We start from the raw sequence: 17,110 nt of genomic DNA on the forward strand, positions 1-17,110 counted from the left end.
CCGAACTTGGCCGACAGCACGGTGGCGATCGCAGCCGTCAGCGTGGTCTTGCCGTGGTCAACGTGACCGATCGTGCCCACGTTCACGTGCGGCTTGGTGCGGGTGAATTTACCTTTTGCCATTTTTCGACTCCGAAAAAAACGATTTCAACGCATGCAGATGGGTCGCAAGCCTGTCGTTGCAACCCCAGAAAACTGGTGCCCTTTGCGGGAATCGGACCCGCGACCTCTCCCTTACCAAGGGAGTGCTCTACCACTGAGCCAAAAGGGCTTTTGTTCTAACCAAATCGCTTCCGGCGCCGAACCGGGTCTCTGGAGCGGGAGACGGGAATCGAACCCGCGTCATCAGCTTGGAAGGCTGGGGTTCTACCATTGAACTACTCCCGCATCGGGGGCACTTCAAGGCACCCAAAGCGCTAGATCCAATCGCTCTTAGAAACCAAATTCATCGCTGGTGGAGAGGGCTGGATTCGAACCAGCGTACTCGTAAGAGGGCAGATTTACAGTCTGCTGCCATTAACCACTCGGCCACCTCTCCGGCGAACCTCGAAATATAGCACGATTTTGTGACTACACAGGATTCCCAGCAAAAGATGAAGCGTGGAAACCTGCTCGAGGTGTGAAGCCTCTGATTATGAGCGAAGTTCGGAGCCTCCCGACTGCTGCGCCTCACGCCATGCACGGGCTTGGCCAAAATGACCGCAGCCGATGAACGGAACCGGCGGCCGAAGCGCAGAAAGCGGCGAGGGATGATTCGACATCAGCACCTTATGGCGCCCAACATCGATCAACGCACGCTTACTTTGCGCGTGCGAGCCCCATAGCATAAAAACAACAGGTCGCTCGCCCTGCGCCACATGGCGAATCACGGCGTCGGTCAGCACCTCCCAGCCGCGGCCCGAATGGCTGGCCGGCTGGGCTTCCTCGACCGTGAGGCAGGTGTTGAGCAGCAGCACACCGTGCGTCGCCCATTTCACGAGACTGCCGCCCGGGTTCGGAAACGCCGGCGGCGGCGTGCCCAGGTCGCGCTGGAGCTCCTTGAAGATGTTGCGCAGCGACGGCGGCAGCGCCACGCCCGACGCCACCGAGAAAGCCAGGCCCTCGGCCTGCCCGCGCCCGTGGTACGGGTCCTGGCCCAGGATCACCACCCGCACGTCTTCCGGCGGCGTGAGTTCCAGCGCCCGCAGCGGCTGCGGCGGAAAGATCACCGCCCCGGCGTCGAGGCGCTCGCGCAGGAAACCCTGCAGCTTCTGCCCGACCGCGCTGGCGAAGAAATCGTCGACCAGCGGCTGCCAGCCCGGCGCCACCGGCCAGTCGGCAGGATCGCTGCTTGACAGCTGGTCCGGCCGCGTCATTTGAACAATGCGGCGAGCGCCTCGCCGGGTTCCTTGGCGCGCATGAAGGCTTCGCCGACGAGGAAGGCGTTGACGCCCGCAGCGCGCAGCGTGGCGACGTCCTCGCGCGTGGCGATGCCCGATTCGGTCACCGGCAGGCGATCGGCCGGCAGCCTGGGCAGCAGATCGATGGTGGCCTGGATCGACACCTCGAAGTTGCGCAGGTTGCGGTTGTTGACGCCGATGAGCGGCGTCTTGAGCTTCAGCGCGCGATCGAGCTCGCCCGCGTCGTGCACCTCGACCAGCACCGCCATGCCCAGCCCGCGCGCGATGGCCTCGTAGTCCTTCATCTGCGCGTCGTCGAGGCAGGCAGCGATCAGGAGAATGGCGTCAGCACCCATCGCACGCGACTCGTACACCTGGTAGGCGTCGACGATGAAATCCTTGCGCAGCACGGGCAGGTCGCACGAGGCGCGCGCCTGCTTCAGGTAGTCGACGCCGCCCTGGAAGAACTGCTTGTCGGTCAGCACCGAGAGGCAGGCCGCGCTGACCGAGCCGTCGCCCTCGGCATAGCTTTGCGCGATGTCGGCCGGAATGAAGTCTTCGCGCAGCACGCCCTTGCTCGGGCTGGCCTTCTTGACCTCGGCGATCACCGCCGCCTGGCCGGCCGCGATCTTGGCGCGCAGCGCGGCCTCGAAGTCGCGCGTGAGCACGCGGCTTTCGGCGTCGAAGCGCACGGCCTCGAGCGGGGCGCGCTTCAGCGCGGCGGCAACTTCCTGGCGTTTGACGGCGACGATCTTGTCGAGAATGTCTGACATGGCTTGCTCTGCTTTCGGTGGCACGACGGCCTGATTCTCAGAAGGAGGTGGAGGCTGCGACCAGCTCGGCGAGCTTGGCCTTGGCCGCACCGGACGCAATGGCCTGGCGCGAACGCTCCACGCCCGCCGGCACCGAGTCGACCACGTTGGCCGCGTACAGCGCCGCGCCCGCGTTGAGCAGCACGATGTCCAGCGCCGGGCCGGCCTGGTTGTCCAGCACGCCGATCAGCATGGCCTTCGACTGCTCGGGCGTCTCGACGCGCAGCGAACGGTTGCTCGCCATCTGGAAGCCGAAGTCTTCCGGGTGCAACTCGTACTCGCGGATCTCGCCGTCCTTGAGCTCGCCGATCATGGTGGCGGCGCCCAGCGAGATCTCGTCCATGCCGTCGCGGCCGTAGACCACCACCGCATGCTCGGCACCGAGGCGCTGCAGCGCGCGCACCTGGATGCCCACGAGGTCGGGGTGGAACACGCCCATCAGGATGTTCGGCGCGCCGGCCGGGTTGGTCAGCGGGCCGAGGATGTTGAAGATCGTCTTGATGCCGAGCTCCTTGCGCACCGGCGCCACGTTCTTCATCGCCGGATGGTGGTTCGGCGCGAACATGAAGCCGATGCCGACCTGCGCGATGCACTGCGCGATCTGCTCGGGCTTGAGGTTGATGTTGACGCCCAGCGACTCCAGCACGTCGGCACTGCCCGACTTGCTCGACACGCTGCGCCCACCATGCTTGCTCACCTTGGCGCCGGCCGCGGCCGCGACGAACATCGAGCAGGTCGAGATGTTGAAGGTGTGCGAGCCGTCGCCGCCGGTGCCGACGATGTCCACGAGGTTCGTGGTGTCGGCCACGGGCACCTTGGTCGACACCTCGCGCATCACCTGCGCGGCGGCGGTGATTTCGCCGATGGTTTCCTTCTTCACGCGCAGGCCGGTGATCAGCGCGGCCATCATCACGGGCGAACACTCGCCGCTCATGATGAGCCGCACGATGTGCAGCATCTCGTCGTGGAAGACTTCGCGGTGTTCGATGGTGCGCTGCAGCGCTTCCTGGGGGGTGATCATGAAGAGTCTCCTCGGTGTGTGCGTGTAGCCAGGCTTCAGAAGGCGTGAATGAATCCGGCGTGGCCGAGCAGCCCGCCCAGGCGCGCCCCCTCAAGGCGCAAAGCGCAGCCATAGCTCGGGCTATGGCGAGCATTTGCAACGCCGAGGGGGCGTGTCTGGGCAGGATGAGCGGACATGGCGGGTTCGTTCACACCTTCTCAGGCCTTGAAGAAGCCGCGGATCGCCGCGACAGCGCGGTCGACGCCCGCGGCATCGACATCCAGGTGCGTCACGAAGCGCAGGCGGTACAGCCCGGTCGCGAGGATGCCCTGCTCATTGAGGCTGGCGAGCAGCTCCGCAGAACGCGCCTGCGCCGCCCCCGTGAGATCGACGAACACGATGTTCGTGTGCGGCGCCTCGACCTTCAGGCCTTCGATGCCCTCGAGCCCCTGTGCCAGGCGCTGCGCGAGCGCATGGTCGTCGGCCAGACGGTCGATGTGGTGGTCGAGCGCATGCGAGGCCGCGGCCGCCAGCAGGCCGGCCTGCCGCATGCCGCCGCCTGCCATCTTGCGGATGCGGTGGGCGTGCGCGATGAACTCGCGCGAACCGACCAGCGTCGAGCCGATGGGTGCGCCCAGGCCCTTGCTGAAGCACACCGACACGCTGTCGAAGCACTGCGCGATACGGCGGGCTTCGGCGCGGATGTCGGTTCGCTTGTTCAGCGCAGCCTGTGCGGTGGCGGCATTGAAAAGCCGCGCGCCATCCAGGTGCCGCTGCAGCCCCTTGCTTTTCGCCAGGTCGGTCGCGGCCTGCACGTACTCGAAGGGCAGCAGCTTGCCGCCCAGCGTGTTCTCCAGCGCCAGCAGCTTCGTGCGCGCAAAGTGCGCGTCGTCGGGCTTGATGGCCGCCTCGATCTGCGCCAGCGGCAGCGTGCCGTCGGGCGCGTGGTCCAGCGGCTGCGGCTGCACGCTGCCGAACACCGCGGCGCCACCGCCTTCCCAGCGGTAGGCATGCGCCTGCTGGCCGACGATGTACTCGTCGCCACGGGCGCAGTGCGACAGGATCGCGCACAGGTTGCTCTGCGTGCCGGTGGGCACGAACAGCGCCGCCTCGAAGCCCAGCAGCGCAGCGATCTTCTCCTGCAGCGCATTGACGCTCGGGTCGGTGCCGAAGACGTCGTCGCCCAGCGGCGCTGCCGCCATGGCCTCGCGCATCGCGGGCGTGGGCTGCGTGACGGTGTCGCTGCGCAGGTCGACGATGGGAGTGCGTTCGGTCATGGTGGGTCAGTCCAGAAAGTTCTTGAGCATGGCGTGGCCGTGCTCGGTGAGGATCGATTCGGGATGGAACTGCACGCCTTCGATGCGCACGTCGTGCGCAAAGCCGGTGTGCCGCACACCCATGATCTCGCCGTCGTCGGTCCAGGCGGTGACAGCCAGTTCTTTCGGGCAGCTCTCGCGCTCGATCGAGAGCGAGTGGTAGCGGTTGACGATGAACTTCTGCGGCAGCCCCGCGAACACGCCCTCTTGCGTGGTCGTGATCTCGCTGGTCTTGCCGTGCATGAGCTGCTGCGCGCGCACGATCTTGCCGCCGAAGGCCGCGCCGATGGCCTGGTGGCCCAGGCACACGCCCAGGATGGGCAGCTTGCCCGCGAAGGCCTCGATGGCCGCCACCGACACGCCCGCCTCGGCCGGCGAACACGGACCCGGCGACACCACCAGCCGCGTCACGCCCGAAGCGATCAGCGCGCCGATCTGCTCGACGGTGATCTCGTCGTTGCGGTGCACCTGCACGTCCGCCCCCAGCTCGCCGAAGTACTGGACGATGTTGTAGGTGAACGAATCGTAGTTGTCGATCATCAGCAGTTTCATGGCTTGCTCACAATCCGGTGCACGCCCTTGACGACGGGGAACACGTTGAAGTTGATCAGCAGGCCCAGCTTGAGGCCCGACAGGCGCAGTGCGGCGAGCACCTGCGCGCGGTGCAGGTCGGTCAGCACGTCGACGGCGCGCAGCTCGACGATGACCGACTGCTCGATCACGAAGCCCGCGCGGTACACCTCGCCGAGCGACCGGCCCTTGTAGCTGGCCGACAGCGCCACGTCGCGCGCAAAGCCGATCTCGCGCTCGGCGAGTTCGATGGCCAGCGCTGCAGCGTAGGCGCCCTCGTCGAGCCCCGTGCCGAGCACGCGCTGCACCTCGACGGCGGCGCCGATGATCTCGTGCGAGAAGTCGTTCTGGATGTCCGGTGCGTTGCTCATTCCAGGCCTTCCTCGACCAGTTCGGCGGCACGCAGGAGTGCGCGCGCCTTGGCTTCTGTTTCCTTCCACTCCAGCTCGGGCACCGAGTCGGCGACCACGCCGGCCGCGGCCTGCACGTGCAGCATCTGGTCCTTCACGATGCCGGTGCGGATCGCGATGGCCACATCCATGTCGCCCGCGTAGCTGATGTAGCCGCAGGCGCCGCCGTAGAGGCCACGCTTGGTGGGCTCGAGCTGGTCGATGAGTTCCATCGCATGCACCTTGGGCGCGCCGGTCAGCGTGCCGGCGGGGAACGTGGCCTTGAGCACGTCGATGGCGGTCATGCCGTCCTTCAGCGTGCCTTCGACGTTGCTCACGATGTGCATCACGTGGCTGTAGCGCTCCACCGCGAAGGCCTCGGTCACCTTCACGGTGCCGGTCTTGGCGATGCGGCCGATGTCGTTGCGCGCCAGGTCGATCAGCATCACGTGCTCGGCGCGCTCCTTCGGGTCGTTGATGAGATCCACCTCGGCCGCCTTGTCGAGCTCGATCGACGCACCGCGCGGGCGCGTGCCGGCCAGCGGGCGGATGGTGATCTTCTGCTCGCCGTCGCCCGTGTTCTCCTGGCGCACCAGGATCTCGGGCGAGGCGCCCACCACGTGGAAGTCACCCAGGTTGTAGTAGTACATGTAGGGCGACGGGTTCAGCGAACGCAGCGCGCGGTACAGCGACAGCGGCGATTCGGTGTAGCGCTTGCTGATGCGCTGGCCCACCTGCACCTGCATGAAGTCGCCGGCGGCGATCATCTCCTTGGCGCGCTCCACGGCCGCAAGGTAGTCGGCCTTGGCGAAGCTGCGCTCGGGCGGGTGCGCCTGCGTGGGCTTCACGACGGGCGCGCTCACCGAGTACTTGAGCTTGTCCTTCAGCTCGCGCAGGCGGCGCTTGCCCACGGCATAGGCCTCGGGCTGCTTCGGGTCGGCATAGACGATGAGGTAGAGCTTGCCCGACAGGTTGTCGATGACCGCGAGTTCTTCGCACTGCAGCAGCAGGATGTCGGGGCAGCCCAGCGCGTCGGGCGGGCAGCTTTTTTCAAGCTTGCGCTCGATGTGGCGCACGGTGTCGTAGCCGAAGTAGCCGGCCAGGCCGCCACAGAAACGCGGCAGGCCGGGCCGCAGCGCGACCTTGAAGCGCTTCTGGTAGTCGGCCACGAAATCCAGCGGGTTGCCCTTGGCGGTCTCGACGACCTGGCCGTCGGTCACGACTTCGGTGACGGCCTCATCGCCGAAGCCGCTGGCGCGCAGCAAGGTGCGCGCCGGCAGGCCGATGAAGCTGTAGCGCCCGAAGCGCTCGCCACCCACCACCGATTCGAGCAGGAAGCTGTGCTTGCCGCCGCCCTGCGAATGGGCGAGTTTGAGGTACAGGGAAAGCGGGGTTTCGAGGTCGGCAAAGGCCTCAGCCATCAGCGGGATGCGGTTGTAGCCCTGGGCGCTGAGGCTCTTGAATTCAAGTTCGGTGATCACGGATCGTTCTCCAGTTGCCTGCCGACGCTCCTTTGGCCGGTGGCAAGGTCATTCACGAGAGTGGCCCGGTGCCGGCATGCGTGCCGGCTCGGAACCGCGGGCGCACGGCGTGCGCCGCGCAATCAAACAGTCAGCGATGTATGGCGACGCCAGGGCCAGGCTCCCCGGCTGCCTTCACCTGTTTGAATGATGTGATGAACGAACATGGAGCGCCGAGTTTAGCCCACGAAAACCAGGCCTTGTGCAACCGCTGGCTTCAGGGTTCCCCCGGAGCCTCTCGGATAAAACGAAAAGATACATTCGCACGACCGTTCGCAAATTCAAGGAGACTCACTTGCTCGCACCCCTGCTCCCGGCCGTGTTCTCCCGCCTCGCGGCGCTCGCTGTCCTGTCGGCCGCGCTCTGCGGCAGTGCCTTCGCGGCGCAGGTCGAGGTGGCGGGCGTCAAGCTCGACGACCAGATGGACCTGCGCGGCGCCCCGCTGGTGCTCAATGGCGCAGGCATTCGCTACAAGACCATCATCAAGGTCTACACGGCCGGCCTGTACCTGGGCAAGAAGGCCTCGACCACCGAAGAGGCGCTGGCCGTGCCGGGCCCCAAGCGCGTGGCGATCACGATGCTGCGCGACATCGACGCCAACGAACTCGGCAAGCTCTTCGTCAAGGGCGTGGAAGACAACTCGCCCAAGAGCGAGATGGTCAACCTGATTCCCGGCCTGCTGCGCATGGGCCAGATGTTCGCGGACCAGAAGCAGCTCAAGGCAGGCGACACCTTCACCATCGACTGGGTGCCCGGCACGGGCACGCTGATCACGGTGCGCGGCGTGCCGCAGCCCGACCCGGTGAAGGAAGTGGCGTTCTTCAATGCGCTGATGCGCATCTGGCTCGGCCCGAACCCGGCCGACTGGAAGCTGAAGGACGCGCTGCTCGGAAAGCAGTAAGGGGCAGTCAGCCCGTCAGGCCGCCGCTGCGAGGTCGGCCAGCGACGCCACGAACCCGTCCGCATCCACGCCGCGCACCGGCTCGCCGTGGTTGTAGCCGTAGGTCACGAGCACCACGGGGCAGCCGGCGGCGCGTGCGGCACGCGCGTCGTTGCTCGAATCGCCCACCATCAGCGTACGCGCGGGCACCGTGCCCAGCGCCTCGCAGGTCTTCAACAGCGGCAGCGGATCGGGCTTCTTGCGCTCGAAGGCATCGCCGCCGAACACCTGCTCGAAGAAGCCATCGAGCCCCTTCGCGGCCAGCAGCGGCTTGGCAAAGGCGGTCGGCTTGTTCGTGAGGCAGGCCAGCCGCAGCCCGCGCGCGCGCAGCGCCTTCAGGCCCTCGACCACACCGGGGTAGGCGGACGAGTACCGGCCGTTGATCTCCAGGTAGTGGTGCTGATAGCGCTCCCAGGCGCGATCGAACAGCGCCGCCGGGGCCGGCGCGCCCACGTGCGCCAGCGCCGACAGGATCAGGTGCTCCGAGCCCTTGCCCACCATGCGCTCGATGGCGGCGGGTGTCACCGGCGGCAGCTCGAGGTCGCGCAGCATGCGGTTCAGGGCCTCGGCAAAGTCGCCGAGCGTGTCGACCATGGTGCCGTCGAGGTCGACGATGGCGACGTCGAAGCGGGAGAGATCGGTGCGAAGAGTGTCCAAAACAGGCGGCTCCCAGGGAGCGAAGTGGGTGGTGGATGCGCGAGGCACGCATTGTCCCCCGGCCGCAAAATAGGCGCCCATGACCCCCACGACGCCCCCGCCCTCCGCCCCTCGCCCCATCCGCACCGCCGCCACGCTCGTCGTCCTGCGCGACGGCCCCGAAGGCCTCGAGGTGCTGATGCTGCGGCGGGCTGAAAAGGCCAACGACCAGAACAGCGGCGCCAGCGTTTTCCCGGGTGGCATGGTCGATGCGCACGACCGCCTGCTGCACCCGCTGTGCGCGGGCCTGGACGACGCCGCCGCGAGCGCGCGGCTGGGCCTGCCCGAAGGCGGGCTCGACTTCCACGCGGCGGCGATCCGCGAATGCTTCGAAGAGGCCGGGCTGCTGCTCGCGAACGATGCGCAGGGCCGGCCGGTCGAGCTGCTCGCGCTCACCTCGGGCGAACTCGACGCGATGCGCGCCGCCGCCGAGCGCAGCACCGACGCCCTGCTCGCGCTGTGCGCCGAGCGCGGCTGGTGCCTTGCCGTCGACCGCATCGCGTACTTCAGCCACTGGCTGACCCCGCCCGGCATGCCGCGCCGCTTCGACACGCGCTTCTTCGCCGCCGCGATGCCCGCCGGCCAGGACGTGCGCCCCGACGGCCGCGAAACCGTCGAGCACCTGTGGCTGAAGCCCGCCGACGCGGTCAGTCCCGAACGCGGCCTCAAGCTGCTGAACGTGACGCGGCGCGTGCTCGAGCACCTGGCCACCTTCGCCCGCGTCGACGACTTCATGGCCCATGCGCGCGCGCTGCGCCGCATTCCACTGACCATGCCGCGCCTGGCCGACGGTCCCAAGGGCCGACGGCCGGTGAACATGGAAGAGCCCGCCTACGACGAGATCGGACACCTCGATCCCGACGGCCAGGGCAGCGGTCGCTATGCGCTCGAGGCGGGCCTGGTCACGCCGCTGTCCGCACGCGTGCTGCGCGTGGTGCACGACAGCGGCCTCAACAGTTTTCTCATCGGCGGCACCGAGGGCTGGGCGCTCATCAACCGCGCGCCCGGCGACGCGGCGCACGAAGCCGCACTGCGGGCGGCGGCGCCCGGGCCGGTGCGATGGGTGTTGTCGGCGGACGCTGCGCCGCAATCCCTGGACCTCGGCGGCGCCACGCTCCAGGTGCTGGGCGCGCAGGGTTTCCTGCTGGCCGAGGAGCGCATGCTGTTCACGGAGGACGCAACGACGCCCGCGCCCGAAACGGATCAGATCGTCGAATGGATCGTGCCCGCGCGCGGCTTCATGCGCCGCCCCGCGTCGGCGCTCGCCGACTGAGCCGCGTCTTCAGGCCTGCTGCGCTTCCGTCAGCGCCTGCGCCGCCACCACCGCCTCGGTGCGGTTGCGCACGTTGAGCGCGCGGAAGATCGCCGCGAGGTGGATCTTCACCGTGCCTTCGCTGATGCCCAGGCTGCGCCCGATCAGCTTGTTCGGCTTGCCTTGCGACAGCAGCTGCAGCACCTCGACCTGCCGCTCGGTGAGCACGCTGCGCAGGTGTTCGAGGGTCTGGGTGCCGCCACCGCCGTTGCCGCCGCGCGCAAAGGGTTCGCCCGCCGCGGCAGACGACGGCGACACGCCGGCCACGATGCCCGGCGGCAGCGCCGTGAGCATCATCGGCGGCACGTAGACGCCGCCCGCCAGCACCAGGCGCACGGCCGACAGCATGACGTCAGGCGAATAGGCCTTGGGAATGAAACCGAGCACGCCGCGTTCGAGCGCGCTGCGCATGATGGACGGGTCTTCGTAGCCTGACAGCACGATCACGGGCACGGCCGGGTGTCGTCGCCGGATCTCGTCGATGTGGGCCTGCCCGTCCGCGCCGGGCATGTTGAGGTCGATCAGGGCCAGGTCGAGATCGTCGGTCGCGCCGGCAAGCAGTTCGTCGACGCTCAGCGCCAGGACGAACTCGATGCCAGCTCCCAGCTCCGACAACTTGGCTTTGACCGCCTCGATGACGAGCCGGTGGTCGTCGGCGATCAGAATTTTCATGGCATACCCCAGTGTCCCAACGTCAATGTGCATTGGATTCTTCTGCGACTGCGAAGATAACGGCGATTGCCCCGTCCAGCAAGGCCGCCGCGCCCCACCAACGGCATAGACCCCAAGCGGTATGGCGGCCCCGTGGGCCCGTTGAAAAAATGAACGCCCACTCCAACGACCGGGGACATGGGCATGTGCGATCGCTGCAGGCGCCGGTGCAAGGCATGCTTCGCAATGCACGCTTGAGAAGCGGGCATCCCTCATGGCCCGCCTGCTCGACTGCTTCTCGCCCTTCATTGCCTTCGGTCTCGGCCTGGACGCGTTGATCGCGGCCGGCCGCCCCACCCTCACCCACGGCGACGCCCAGCGCGAGGCCCTGCGCCTGCTGGACATCGCTCGCGCCGACGCCGACGTGGCGGGCGCCACCGCCACGCAGATCGAATCGGCCGCCTTCGCCATGGTCGCGTGGCTCGACGAGATCCTGGCGCGCCACCCCGACGCCGTGGACGGCGCCGCGCCGCTGCAGGTGCAGCTGTTCAACTCCAACAACGCGCACAGCGAGTTCTTCCACCACCTCTCGGCCCTCGGCGCGCAGGACCATGCGGTGCGAGAGGTCTACTGGCATGCGCTGGCCCACGGCTTCAAGGGCCAGTACTACTTCGAGTCGGGCGACGAAGGCGAGCTCGGCAAGCTGAAGGACCTGCACGGCCGGCAGCTGCAGCCGCCGCCGCTCGAACTCGGCAGCCTCGCGCAGGACCACATCACGCCCCAGCCCTACGGCGTGCCCGACCCGCGCGGCCCGGCCGACATGCGCCGGCGCGACCGCACCGTGCTGCGCACCGGCACCGCGCTGGCCGTGCTGGTGCCCGCGCTCTTCCTGCTGTGGCACTGGCTGGCGGGGCCGCCGGCCGCCGGCACGGCGCTCACGCAGCGCATCGACCGGCAACTCGCCAGCTACGCCTGCGCGGACCTCGAAGCCTCGATCGACCCCGACGGCCGCCCGCGCGTGACCGGCTTCGTCTCGCAGCGCGACGACCTGCTCAAGGTGGCGGAGGACGTCGCGGCCATTCCCGGCGTGCGCGCGCCACAGTTCGACATCGGGCTGCGCGTGTGGCCGCACTGCGAGGTGTTCGCCATCCTCAAGCCCTCGCAGGCACGCAACCGCCAGAAGAACCACGGGCTGAGCGTGAGCGCGCCGTCCGCGCGCGACGGCCGGCTGCGCGAGGGCGACGCGGTGCGCGTGCAGGTGGTGGCGCCGCGCCACGAGAGCTACATCTGGGTCGACTACTACACCGCCGATGGTTCCGTGATGCACCTGAACACCGGGCCGGCCCCGACGCGGCTGCGCGCGGGCGAGTCGCTGGAACTCGGGTCCGACATTCCGTCGAGCTGGCTCGTGAGCCCGCCCTTCGGCAACGTGCTGATCACCGTGCTGTCGGCGCCGATGCCGTTCAGCGAAACCTCCGACCGCCCGCCGTACGAGATGGCCTCGGCCTACCTGCTGCGCCTGCGCGAGGCGCTGGCGGCCAGCCGGAACAGCGAGCGGCTGATCGCCGACTTCATCTCCCTCGAAACCGTGGCGCGCTGACCTCGCCCTTCCCCATCATGTTCGACACGCTGTCACCCGTGCACCTCTTCTGGCCGCTGCTCGCGGTCTGCCTCGCCGGCCTGGCGCTGCTGTACGCCGCCGTGCGCGACGCCGGCCGCGGCGCGCGGCGACGCGGCCTGCTGCGGCGCGTCGATGCCCTCGGCGCGCCCGCCGACCACGCCGCCGTCGACGCGCTGAAGGAGGCCATGGCGCAGGCGCGCACCTCGCTGCGGCAGGCGCCGCGCACGCGCGCGACGGCGCCGTGGTTCCTCTTCATCGGCGGCCCGGCCACCGGGCTGCCGGGGCTGCTCTCGGCCGCCCGTGCCGAGTGCGTGGCGCCGCCGCCGCACGAGGCACCCGGCACGCCCTGGTGGCGCTGGTGGACCACCGGCGCGCTGACGGCCATCGAGCTGCATCCCGACGCCATCGGCGACCAGGCCGGCACGGCGCCCGCGCGCGGGCTCTGGCTGCAGTCGCTGCTGGCGCTTGCCGAGCGGCGCGAACGCCTGCCGCTGCACGGCGTGGTGGTGTGCGTGGCGGCCGGCGACCTGCTGTACGGCGACCCCGCCCTGCGCAAGCGCGCCACCGCGAACATGCGCCGCCTGCTCGACGAGGCCAGCGACACGCTGCGCCTGCAGCTGCCGGTCTACCTCGTCGTGACGGGCCTCGAAGGCCTCAAGGGCTACGCCACGCTGCGCGCCGCGCTGCCGCCCGAGGTGCTCGCGCAGGCGCTCGGCCACCGCGTGGAGCACCCGTTCGCGGCGCACGCAGCACGCGCCGCCGACCGGCTCGATGCGCTGTTCGATCCGCTCGTGGCGCAGCTGCACGGCCTGCGCATGGCCCTGCTGCGCGAGCAGCCGGGCCCCGCGGGACGGCTCGCGCTGCATGGCTTCGTGGAGAGCGTGCGCACCTTGCAGCCGGCCTTGCGGCAGGTGGCGCAGGGGCTGTTCGAGGGGCACGGCAAAGGGGTGCGCGCGCCGCGCTGGCGCGGGCTGTACCTCACGGCGACGGCGTCGGAGAACGGCACGGGCGCCGCGTTCGTGAGCGACCTGTTCGGCCGCTTCCTGCCGGCGGACCAGCCGCTGGTGCGGCCCGGGCGCTTTGCGCCCACGGTGCCGGCGGAACTGCGCTGAGGCCGCCGTGCAGCTGGTGCTACTTGGCCGCAGCGTCGACGCGGATCTGCCGCGCGCCGAAGGTCACGTTGAGCACCTGCGCCTGGCCCGGGGTGACCGCGCGCACCTCGCGCCAGCGCGCGCGGTCGAGGTCGCGGAACGCGGCCATCACGCCGATCGCCTTGGCATCGGCCGGCAGGGTGAGGTCGAGCTTCTTGCTCTCGCCGGGGCGCAGCAGCATTTCTTCGCGCTGCACCAGTTCGGCGCCGAGCGTGGCCTGGTCTTTCTCGAACAGCGAGAAGAAGTCGGCGCCTTCGAAGGGCCCCGGTGTCTTGAGCGCGTAGACGCGCACCGTGAGCGGCGAGGCGCGGCCGCGCGCATCGGGGTTGGCATCGGCGCCGGCCGTGAGCGTCATCGACACCGGCGTGACCACCGGTTTGCTCGCGCAGCCGGCCATCAGAAGACCCGCTGCAGCAAGGCCAAAAGCCGCGAGACGTCGCCGGGAAGGCCACGCCACGGAGTGCTCATAGGACGAATGGTGTGTACCCAGCGTGCGCATGCTATTCCCTTCGTTGCATTGACCGGTCCTGACGCATCTTTGATTATCACCAGCGAACTCGAACAGGCAACATGCTGACTCCCCAACTCGTCGACGCACTGCTCACGCCCATCGGCGAGGCCTCGCCTTGCGGGGACGACCTGGAGTACGACGCGGACTTCATGGCCCTCACGACTGCAGCGCAAGGCAAGGCCGAGCAGCAGTTCGGCGACACCGTGATCCCCGCCGTCGAACCCGACTGGCGCGACGTGGCCGAACGCGCCGATGCGCAGCTGCGCCGCAGCAAGGACGTGCGCGCCGCCGTGCTGCTGCTGCGCGCCGCGACGCGCCTGCAGGGCGTGGCCGGCTTCACCGCAGGCCTGCAATTGCTCACCTCGCTGCTCGACACCTTCTGGGACGGCATACATCCAAAGCTGGATGCGGACGACGACAACGACCCCACGATGCGCCTGAACGCGCTCGCGCCGCTGAGCGACGACAGCATGGTGCCGCGCGACCTGTACGACGCCTCGGTGGGCAACGCACCGGGCGTGGGCCCGATCCGCGTGCGCGACATCGCCATTGCGCACGGCGTGCTCAACGCCGTCGGCGGCGAAGCCTCGTATTCGCCCGCGCAGGTGCATGGCGGGCTCGAGGCCCTGCACGCCGCACACCCCGAACAACTGCAGGCCGCCATCGGCCTTCCCGCGCTGCTCGATCGTCTGCAGAAGCTGCTGGGCGAGCGCACCGGCCGCACCGATGCGGTGGACCTGGGCACGCTGCGCACCGTGTCGCGCACGGTCGCCAAGGCCTGCACGGCGGCGGCCGGCGCACCGGAGGCCTCGGCCGATGAAGGCGCAACCTCAGACGGCGACGCCCCCGCCGGCAACACGGCCCGCCCGGCCGCGCCGCGCGGCGAGATCCAGAACCGCCAGGACGCGGTGCAGATGCTCGACCGCGTCATCCGCTACCTCGAACAGGCCGAGCCCGGCAACCCCGCGCCGCTCCTGATCGAACGCGCCAAGAAGCTCATCGGCGTGAGCTTCCTGGACATCATGGCCAACCTCGCGCCCAACGCGATGGACACCATCGAGACCGTGACGGGCAAACGCCAGTCCGAATGACCGCCGCCGTTTCCACCCGTCCCCTTTCATTCCCGCAAGGAGCATCGCCATGGCCAAGAGCAGTCAGAAATTCATCGCACGCAACCGCGCGCCCCGGGTCCAGATCGAATACGACGTGGAGCTCTACGGCGCCGAGAAAAAGATCCAGCTGCCCTTCGTGATGGGCGTGCTGGCCGACCTGTCGGGCAAGCCCGCCGACCCGCTCGCGCCCGTGGTCGATCGCAAGTTCCTCGAGTTCGACGTCGACAACTTCGACGCCCGCATGAAGGCCATGAAGCCGCGCGCCGCCTTCGCGGTGGAGAACTCGCTCACCGGCGAGGGCGACCTGAAGGTCGAGCTCACCTTCGACAGCATGGACGACTTCTCGCCCGCCGCCGTGGCCCGCAAGGTGGGCGCGCTCAACAAGCTGCTCGAAGCGCGCACGCAGCTGTCGAACCTCGTGACCTACATGGACGGCAAGGGCGGCGCCGAAGACCTGCTGGCCAAGGTGCTCGAAGACCCGGCCCTGCTGCAGACGCTGGCCGCCAGCAAGAAGCCCGGGGACGGCGAAGCCGCCGCCTGAGCCTCATTCCCGATTCCTGACAGACACACACCGGTACACGAGGAGAAACCATCATGGCCGACGCACTCGAGCAGAGCGCACTGAAAGACGTTGCGTACGCGGGAAGCGACTTTTCGTCGCTGCTGCAGAAAGAATTCAAGCCGCGCAGCGACGAAGCCAAGAGCGCCGTCGAAGCCGCCGTGCTCACGCTGGCGCAGCAGGCGCTGAGCAACAGCACCGTCATCGGCAAGGACGTGACCAAGTCGATCCAGGCCATGATCGCCGCGATCGACGCCAAGCTCACCGACCAGGTGAACAAGATCATCCACCACCCCGACTACCAGAAGCTCGAGAGTGCGTGGCGCGGCCTGCACTACATGGTGAACAACACGGAGACCGACGAGAACCTGAAGATCCGGGTGATGGACATCTCCAAGCAGGAGCTGGCCAAGAACCTCAAGAAGTTCAAGGGCGCGGCCTGGGACCAGAGCCCGATGTTCAAGAAGATCTACGAGGAAGAGTACGGCCAGTTCGGCGGCGAGCCCTTCGGCGCGCTGGTGGGCGACTACCACTTCGACCAGAGCCCGCCCGACGTCGAGATGCTCGGCGAGATGGCCAAGATCGCCGCCTCGGCCCACGCGCCCTTCATCACCGGCGCGAGCCCCAACCTCATGCAGATGGAGTCGTGGCAGGAGCTGGCCAACCCGCGCGACCTGACCAAGATCTTCTCCACGCCCGAGTACGCCGGCTGGCGCTCGCTGCGCGAGTCGGACGACTCCAAGTACCTGGGCATGTGCATGCCGCGCTTCCTGGCGCGCACGCCCTACGGCGCCAACACCAACCCGGTGGAAGAGTTCGACTTCGAAGAAGACACCGCCGGCGCCGACCACAGCAAGTACGCCTGGGCCAACGCCGCCTATGCGATGGCGACCAACATCAATCGCTCATACAAGCTGTACGGCTGGGGTTCGCGCATCCGCGGCATCGAGTCGGGCGGCGCGGTGGAAAACCTGCCGCTGCACACCTTCCCCAGCGACGACGGCGGCGTGGACCAGAAGTGCCCCACCGAGATCGCCATCAGCGACCGGCGCGAAGCCGAGCTCTCGAAGGCCGGCCTGCTGTCGATGATCCACCGCAAGAACTCCGACTTCGCGGCCTTCATCGGCGCCCAGTCGCTGAACAAGCCGGCCGAGTACGACGACCCCGACGCCACGGCCAACGCCAACCTGGCGGCGCGCCTGCCCTACCTCTTTGCCTGCAACCGCTTTGCGCACTACCTGAAGTGCATCGTGCGCGACAAGGTCGGCAGCTTCAAGGAGCGCGAGGACATGCAGCGCTGGCTCAACAAATGGATCATGAACTACGTGGACGGCGACCCCGCCAACTCGTCGGAAACCACCAAGGCCCAGAAGCCGCTGGCCGCCGCCGAGGTGATCGTGGAAGAAGTCGAAGGCAACCCGGGCTACTACACGTCCAAGTTCTTCCTGCGCCCGCACTACCAGCTCGAAGGCCTCACGGTCTCGCTGCGGCTGGTGTCCAAGCTGCCGACGGCCAAGGGCGCCAGTTGAAAAAAATCTGCGGATTCTTCTTGAATTCCCGGTTCCGTTTCGT

General features: G+C 68.3%; 18 protein-coding genes and 3 tRNA genes. 7 read left to right on the forward strand and 14 right to left on the reverse strand.

Going from position 1 to position 17,110, the window contains the following annotated elements:
* From VHAB30_RS22745 to trpE, 11 genes are all read right to left on the reverse strand, one after another.
* The coding region (locus VHAB30_RS22745) for a GTP-binding protein (protein ID WP_235926911.1) at positions 1–122 on the reverse strand (122 nt) is incomplete at its 3' end.
* A gap of 73 nt (positions 123–195) precedes the next feature.
* Positions 196–270, reverse strand: a tRNA-Thr gene (locus VHAB30_RS22750).
* Between the two features lie 42 nt (positions 271–312).
* A tRNA-Gly gene (locus VHAB30_RS22755) sits at positions 313–386 on the reverse strand.
* A gap of 65 nt (positions 387–451) precedes the next feature.
* Positions 452–537 (reverse strand) — tRNA-Tyr (locus VHAB30_RS22760).
* A gap of 94 nt (positions 538–631) precedes the next feature.
* Positions 632–1,354, reverse strand: a complete 723-nt coding sequence (locus VHAB30_RS22765; RefSeq protein WP_070063900.1) for a uracil-DNA glycosylase — start codon at positions 1,352–1,354, stop codon at positions 632–634.
* A complete protein-coding gene (gene trpC, locus VHAB30_RS22770; RefSeq protein WP_159273692.1) occupies positions 1,351–2,151 on the reverse strand; it encodes an indole-3-glycerol phosphate synthase TrpC in 801 nt (266 codons plus the stop codon). The genes VHAB30_RS22765 and trpC overlap by 4 nt, the downstream gene beginning before the upstream one ends.
* A gap of 37 nt (positions 2,152–2,188) precedes the next feature.
* On the reverse strand, positions 2,189–3,211 hold the full coding sequence (gene trpD / locus VHAB30_RS22775) for an anthranilate phosphoribosyltransferase (RefSeq protein WP_159273691.1): 1,023 nt from the start codon (positions 3,209–3,211) through the stop codon (positions 2,189–2,191).
* A gap of 197 nt (positions 3,212–3,408) precedes the next feature.
* The gene (gene ltaE, locus VHAB30_RS22780) at positions 3,409–4,467 is read right to left on the reverse strand and encodes a low-specificity L-threonine aldolase (protein WP_159273690.1); all 1,059 of its coding nucleotides are present in this window, start codon (positions 4,465–4,467) and stop codon (positions 3,409–3,411) included.
* Positions 4,468–4,473: 6 nt separating this feature from the next.
* Positions 4,474–5,058 (reverse strand): aminodeoxychorismate/anthranilate synthase component II, encoded by a 585-nt coding sequence (locus VHAB30_RS22785; RefSeq protein WP_070063896.1) that lies wholly within the window; start codon positions 5,056–5,058, stop codon positions 4,474–4,476.
* Positions 5,055–5,447: a GxxExxY protein gene (locus VHAB30_RS22790; protein ID WP_070063895.1), complete on the reverse strand. Its 393-nt coding sequence runs from the start codon at positions 5,445–5,447 to the stop codon at positions 5,055–5,057. The genes VHAB30_RS22785 and VHAB30_RS22790 overlap by 4 nt, the downstream gene beginning before the upstream one ends.
* Positions 5,444–6,946: an anthranilate synthase component I gene (gene trpE, locus VHAB30_RS22795; protein WP_159273689.1), complete on the reverse strand. Its 1,503-nt coding sequence runs from the start codon at positions 6,944–6,946 to the stop codon at positions 5,444–5,446. Before trpE ends, VHAB30_RS22790 begins: the two co-directional genes overlap by 4 nt.
* Before the next feature lie 334 nt (positions 6,947–7,280).
* Between trpE and VHAB30_RS22800 the strand changes: the two genes are divergently transcribed.
* Complete coding sequence (locus VHAB30_RS22800) at positions 7,281–7,886, forward strand: chalcone isomerase family protein (protein WP_095743420.1); 606 nt, start codon at positions 7,281–7,283, stop codon at positions 7,884–7,886.
* A 15-nt stretch (positions 7,887–7,901) separates the two neighbouring features.
* Here the strand turns inward: VHAB30_RS22800 and VHAB30_RS22805 are convergent, their stop codons facing one another.
* Positions 7,902–8,582: a phosphoglycolate phosphatase gene (locus VHAB30_RS22805; RefSeq protein WP_235926893.1), complete on the reverse strand. Its 681-nt coding sequence runs from the start codon at positions 8,580–8,582 to the stop codon at positions 7,902–7,904.
* 79 nt (positions 8,583–8,661) lie between these two features.
* On the opposite strand from VHAB30_RS22805, the gene VHAB30_RS22810 reads away from it, so the two are divergent.
* A complete protein-coding gene (locus VHAB30_RS22810) occupies positions 8,662–9,894 on the forward strand; it encodes an NUDIX hydrolase (RefSeq protein ID WP_159273687.1) in 1,233 nt (410 codons plus the stop codon).
* 9 nt (positions 9,895–9,903) lie between these two features.
* Here VHAB30_RS22810 and VHAB30_RS22815 read toward each other — a convergent pair whose 3' ends face one another.
* Positions 9,904–10,605, reverse strand: a complete 702-nt coding sequence (locus VHAB30_RS22815; protein WP_095743417.1) for a response regulator transcription factor — start codon at positions 10,603–10,605, stop codon at positions 9,904–9,906.
* A gap of 253 nt (positions 10,606–10,858) precedes the next feature.
* Between VHAB30_RS22815 and VHAB30_RS22820 the strand changes: the two genes are divergently transcribed.
* Together VHAB30_RS22820 and VHAB30_RS22825 are read left to right on the forward strand one after the other, a co-directional pair.
* On the forward strand, positions 10,859–12,184 hold the full coding sequence (locus tag VHAB30_RS22820; RefSeq protein ID WP_159273686.1) for a DotU family type IV/VI secretion system protein: 1,326 nt from the start codon (positions 10,859–10,861) through the stop codon (positions 12,182–12,184).
* 17 nt (positions 12,185–12,201) lie between these two features.
* Entirely contained in the window at positions 12,202–13,317 is a 1,116-nt protein-coding gene (locus VHAB30_RS22825; protein WP_095743415.1) for a type VI secretion system protein, read from the forward strand.
* Between the two features lie 19 nt (positions 13,318–13,336).
* Here the strand turns inward: VHAB30_RS22825 and tssJ are convergent, their stop codons facing one another.
* Entirely contained in the window at positions 13,337–13,855 is a 519-nt protein-coding gene (tssJ, locus tag VHAB30_RS22830) for a type VI secretion system lipoprotein TssJ (protein ID WP_159273685.1), read from the reverse strand.
* 71 nt (positions 13,856–13,926) lie between these two features.
* On the opposite strand from tssJ, the gene tssA reads away from it, so the two are divergent.
* The 3 genes from tssA to tssC are packed head-to-tail and all read left to right on the forward strand — an operon-like array spanning position 13,927 to position 17,067.
* Positions 13,927–14,958: a type VI secretion system protein TssA gene (tssA, locus tag VHAB30_RS22835; protein ID WP_159273684.1), complete on the forward strand. Its 1,032-nt coding sequence runs from the start codon at positions 13,927–13,929 to the stop codon at positions 14,956–14,958.
* 49 nt (positions 14,959–15,007) lie between these two features.
* A complete protein-coding gene (gene tssB / locus VHAB30_RS22840; protein ID WP_062482197.1) occupies positions 15,008–15,520 on the forward strand; it encodes a type VI secretion system contractile sheath small subunit in 513 nt (170 codons plus the stop codon).
* Between the two features lie 53 nt (positions 15,521–15,573).
* Positions 15,574–17,067, forward strand: a complete 1,494-nt coding sequence (gene tssC / locus VHAB30_RS22845; RefSeq protein ID WP_159273683.1) for a type VI secretion system contractile sheath large subunit — start codon at positions 15,574–15,576, stop codon at positions 17,065–17,067.
* Positions 17,068–17,110: the final 43 nt, after the last annotated feature.

The sequence above is a fragment of the Variovorax boronicumulans genome, assembly GCF_009811375.1.
Taxonomy (GTDB): Bacteria; Pseudomonadota; Gammaproteobacteria; order Burkholderiales; family Burkholderiaceae_C; genus Variovorax; species Variovorax boronicumulans.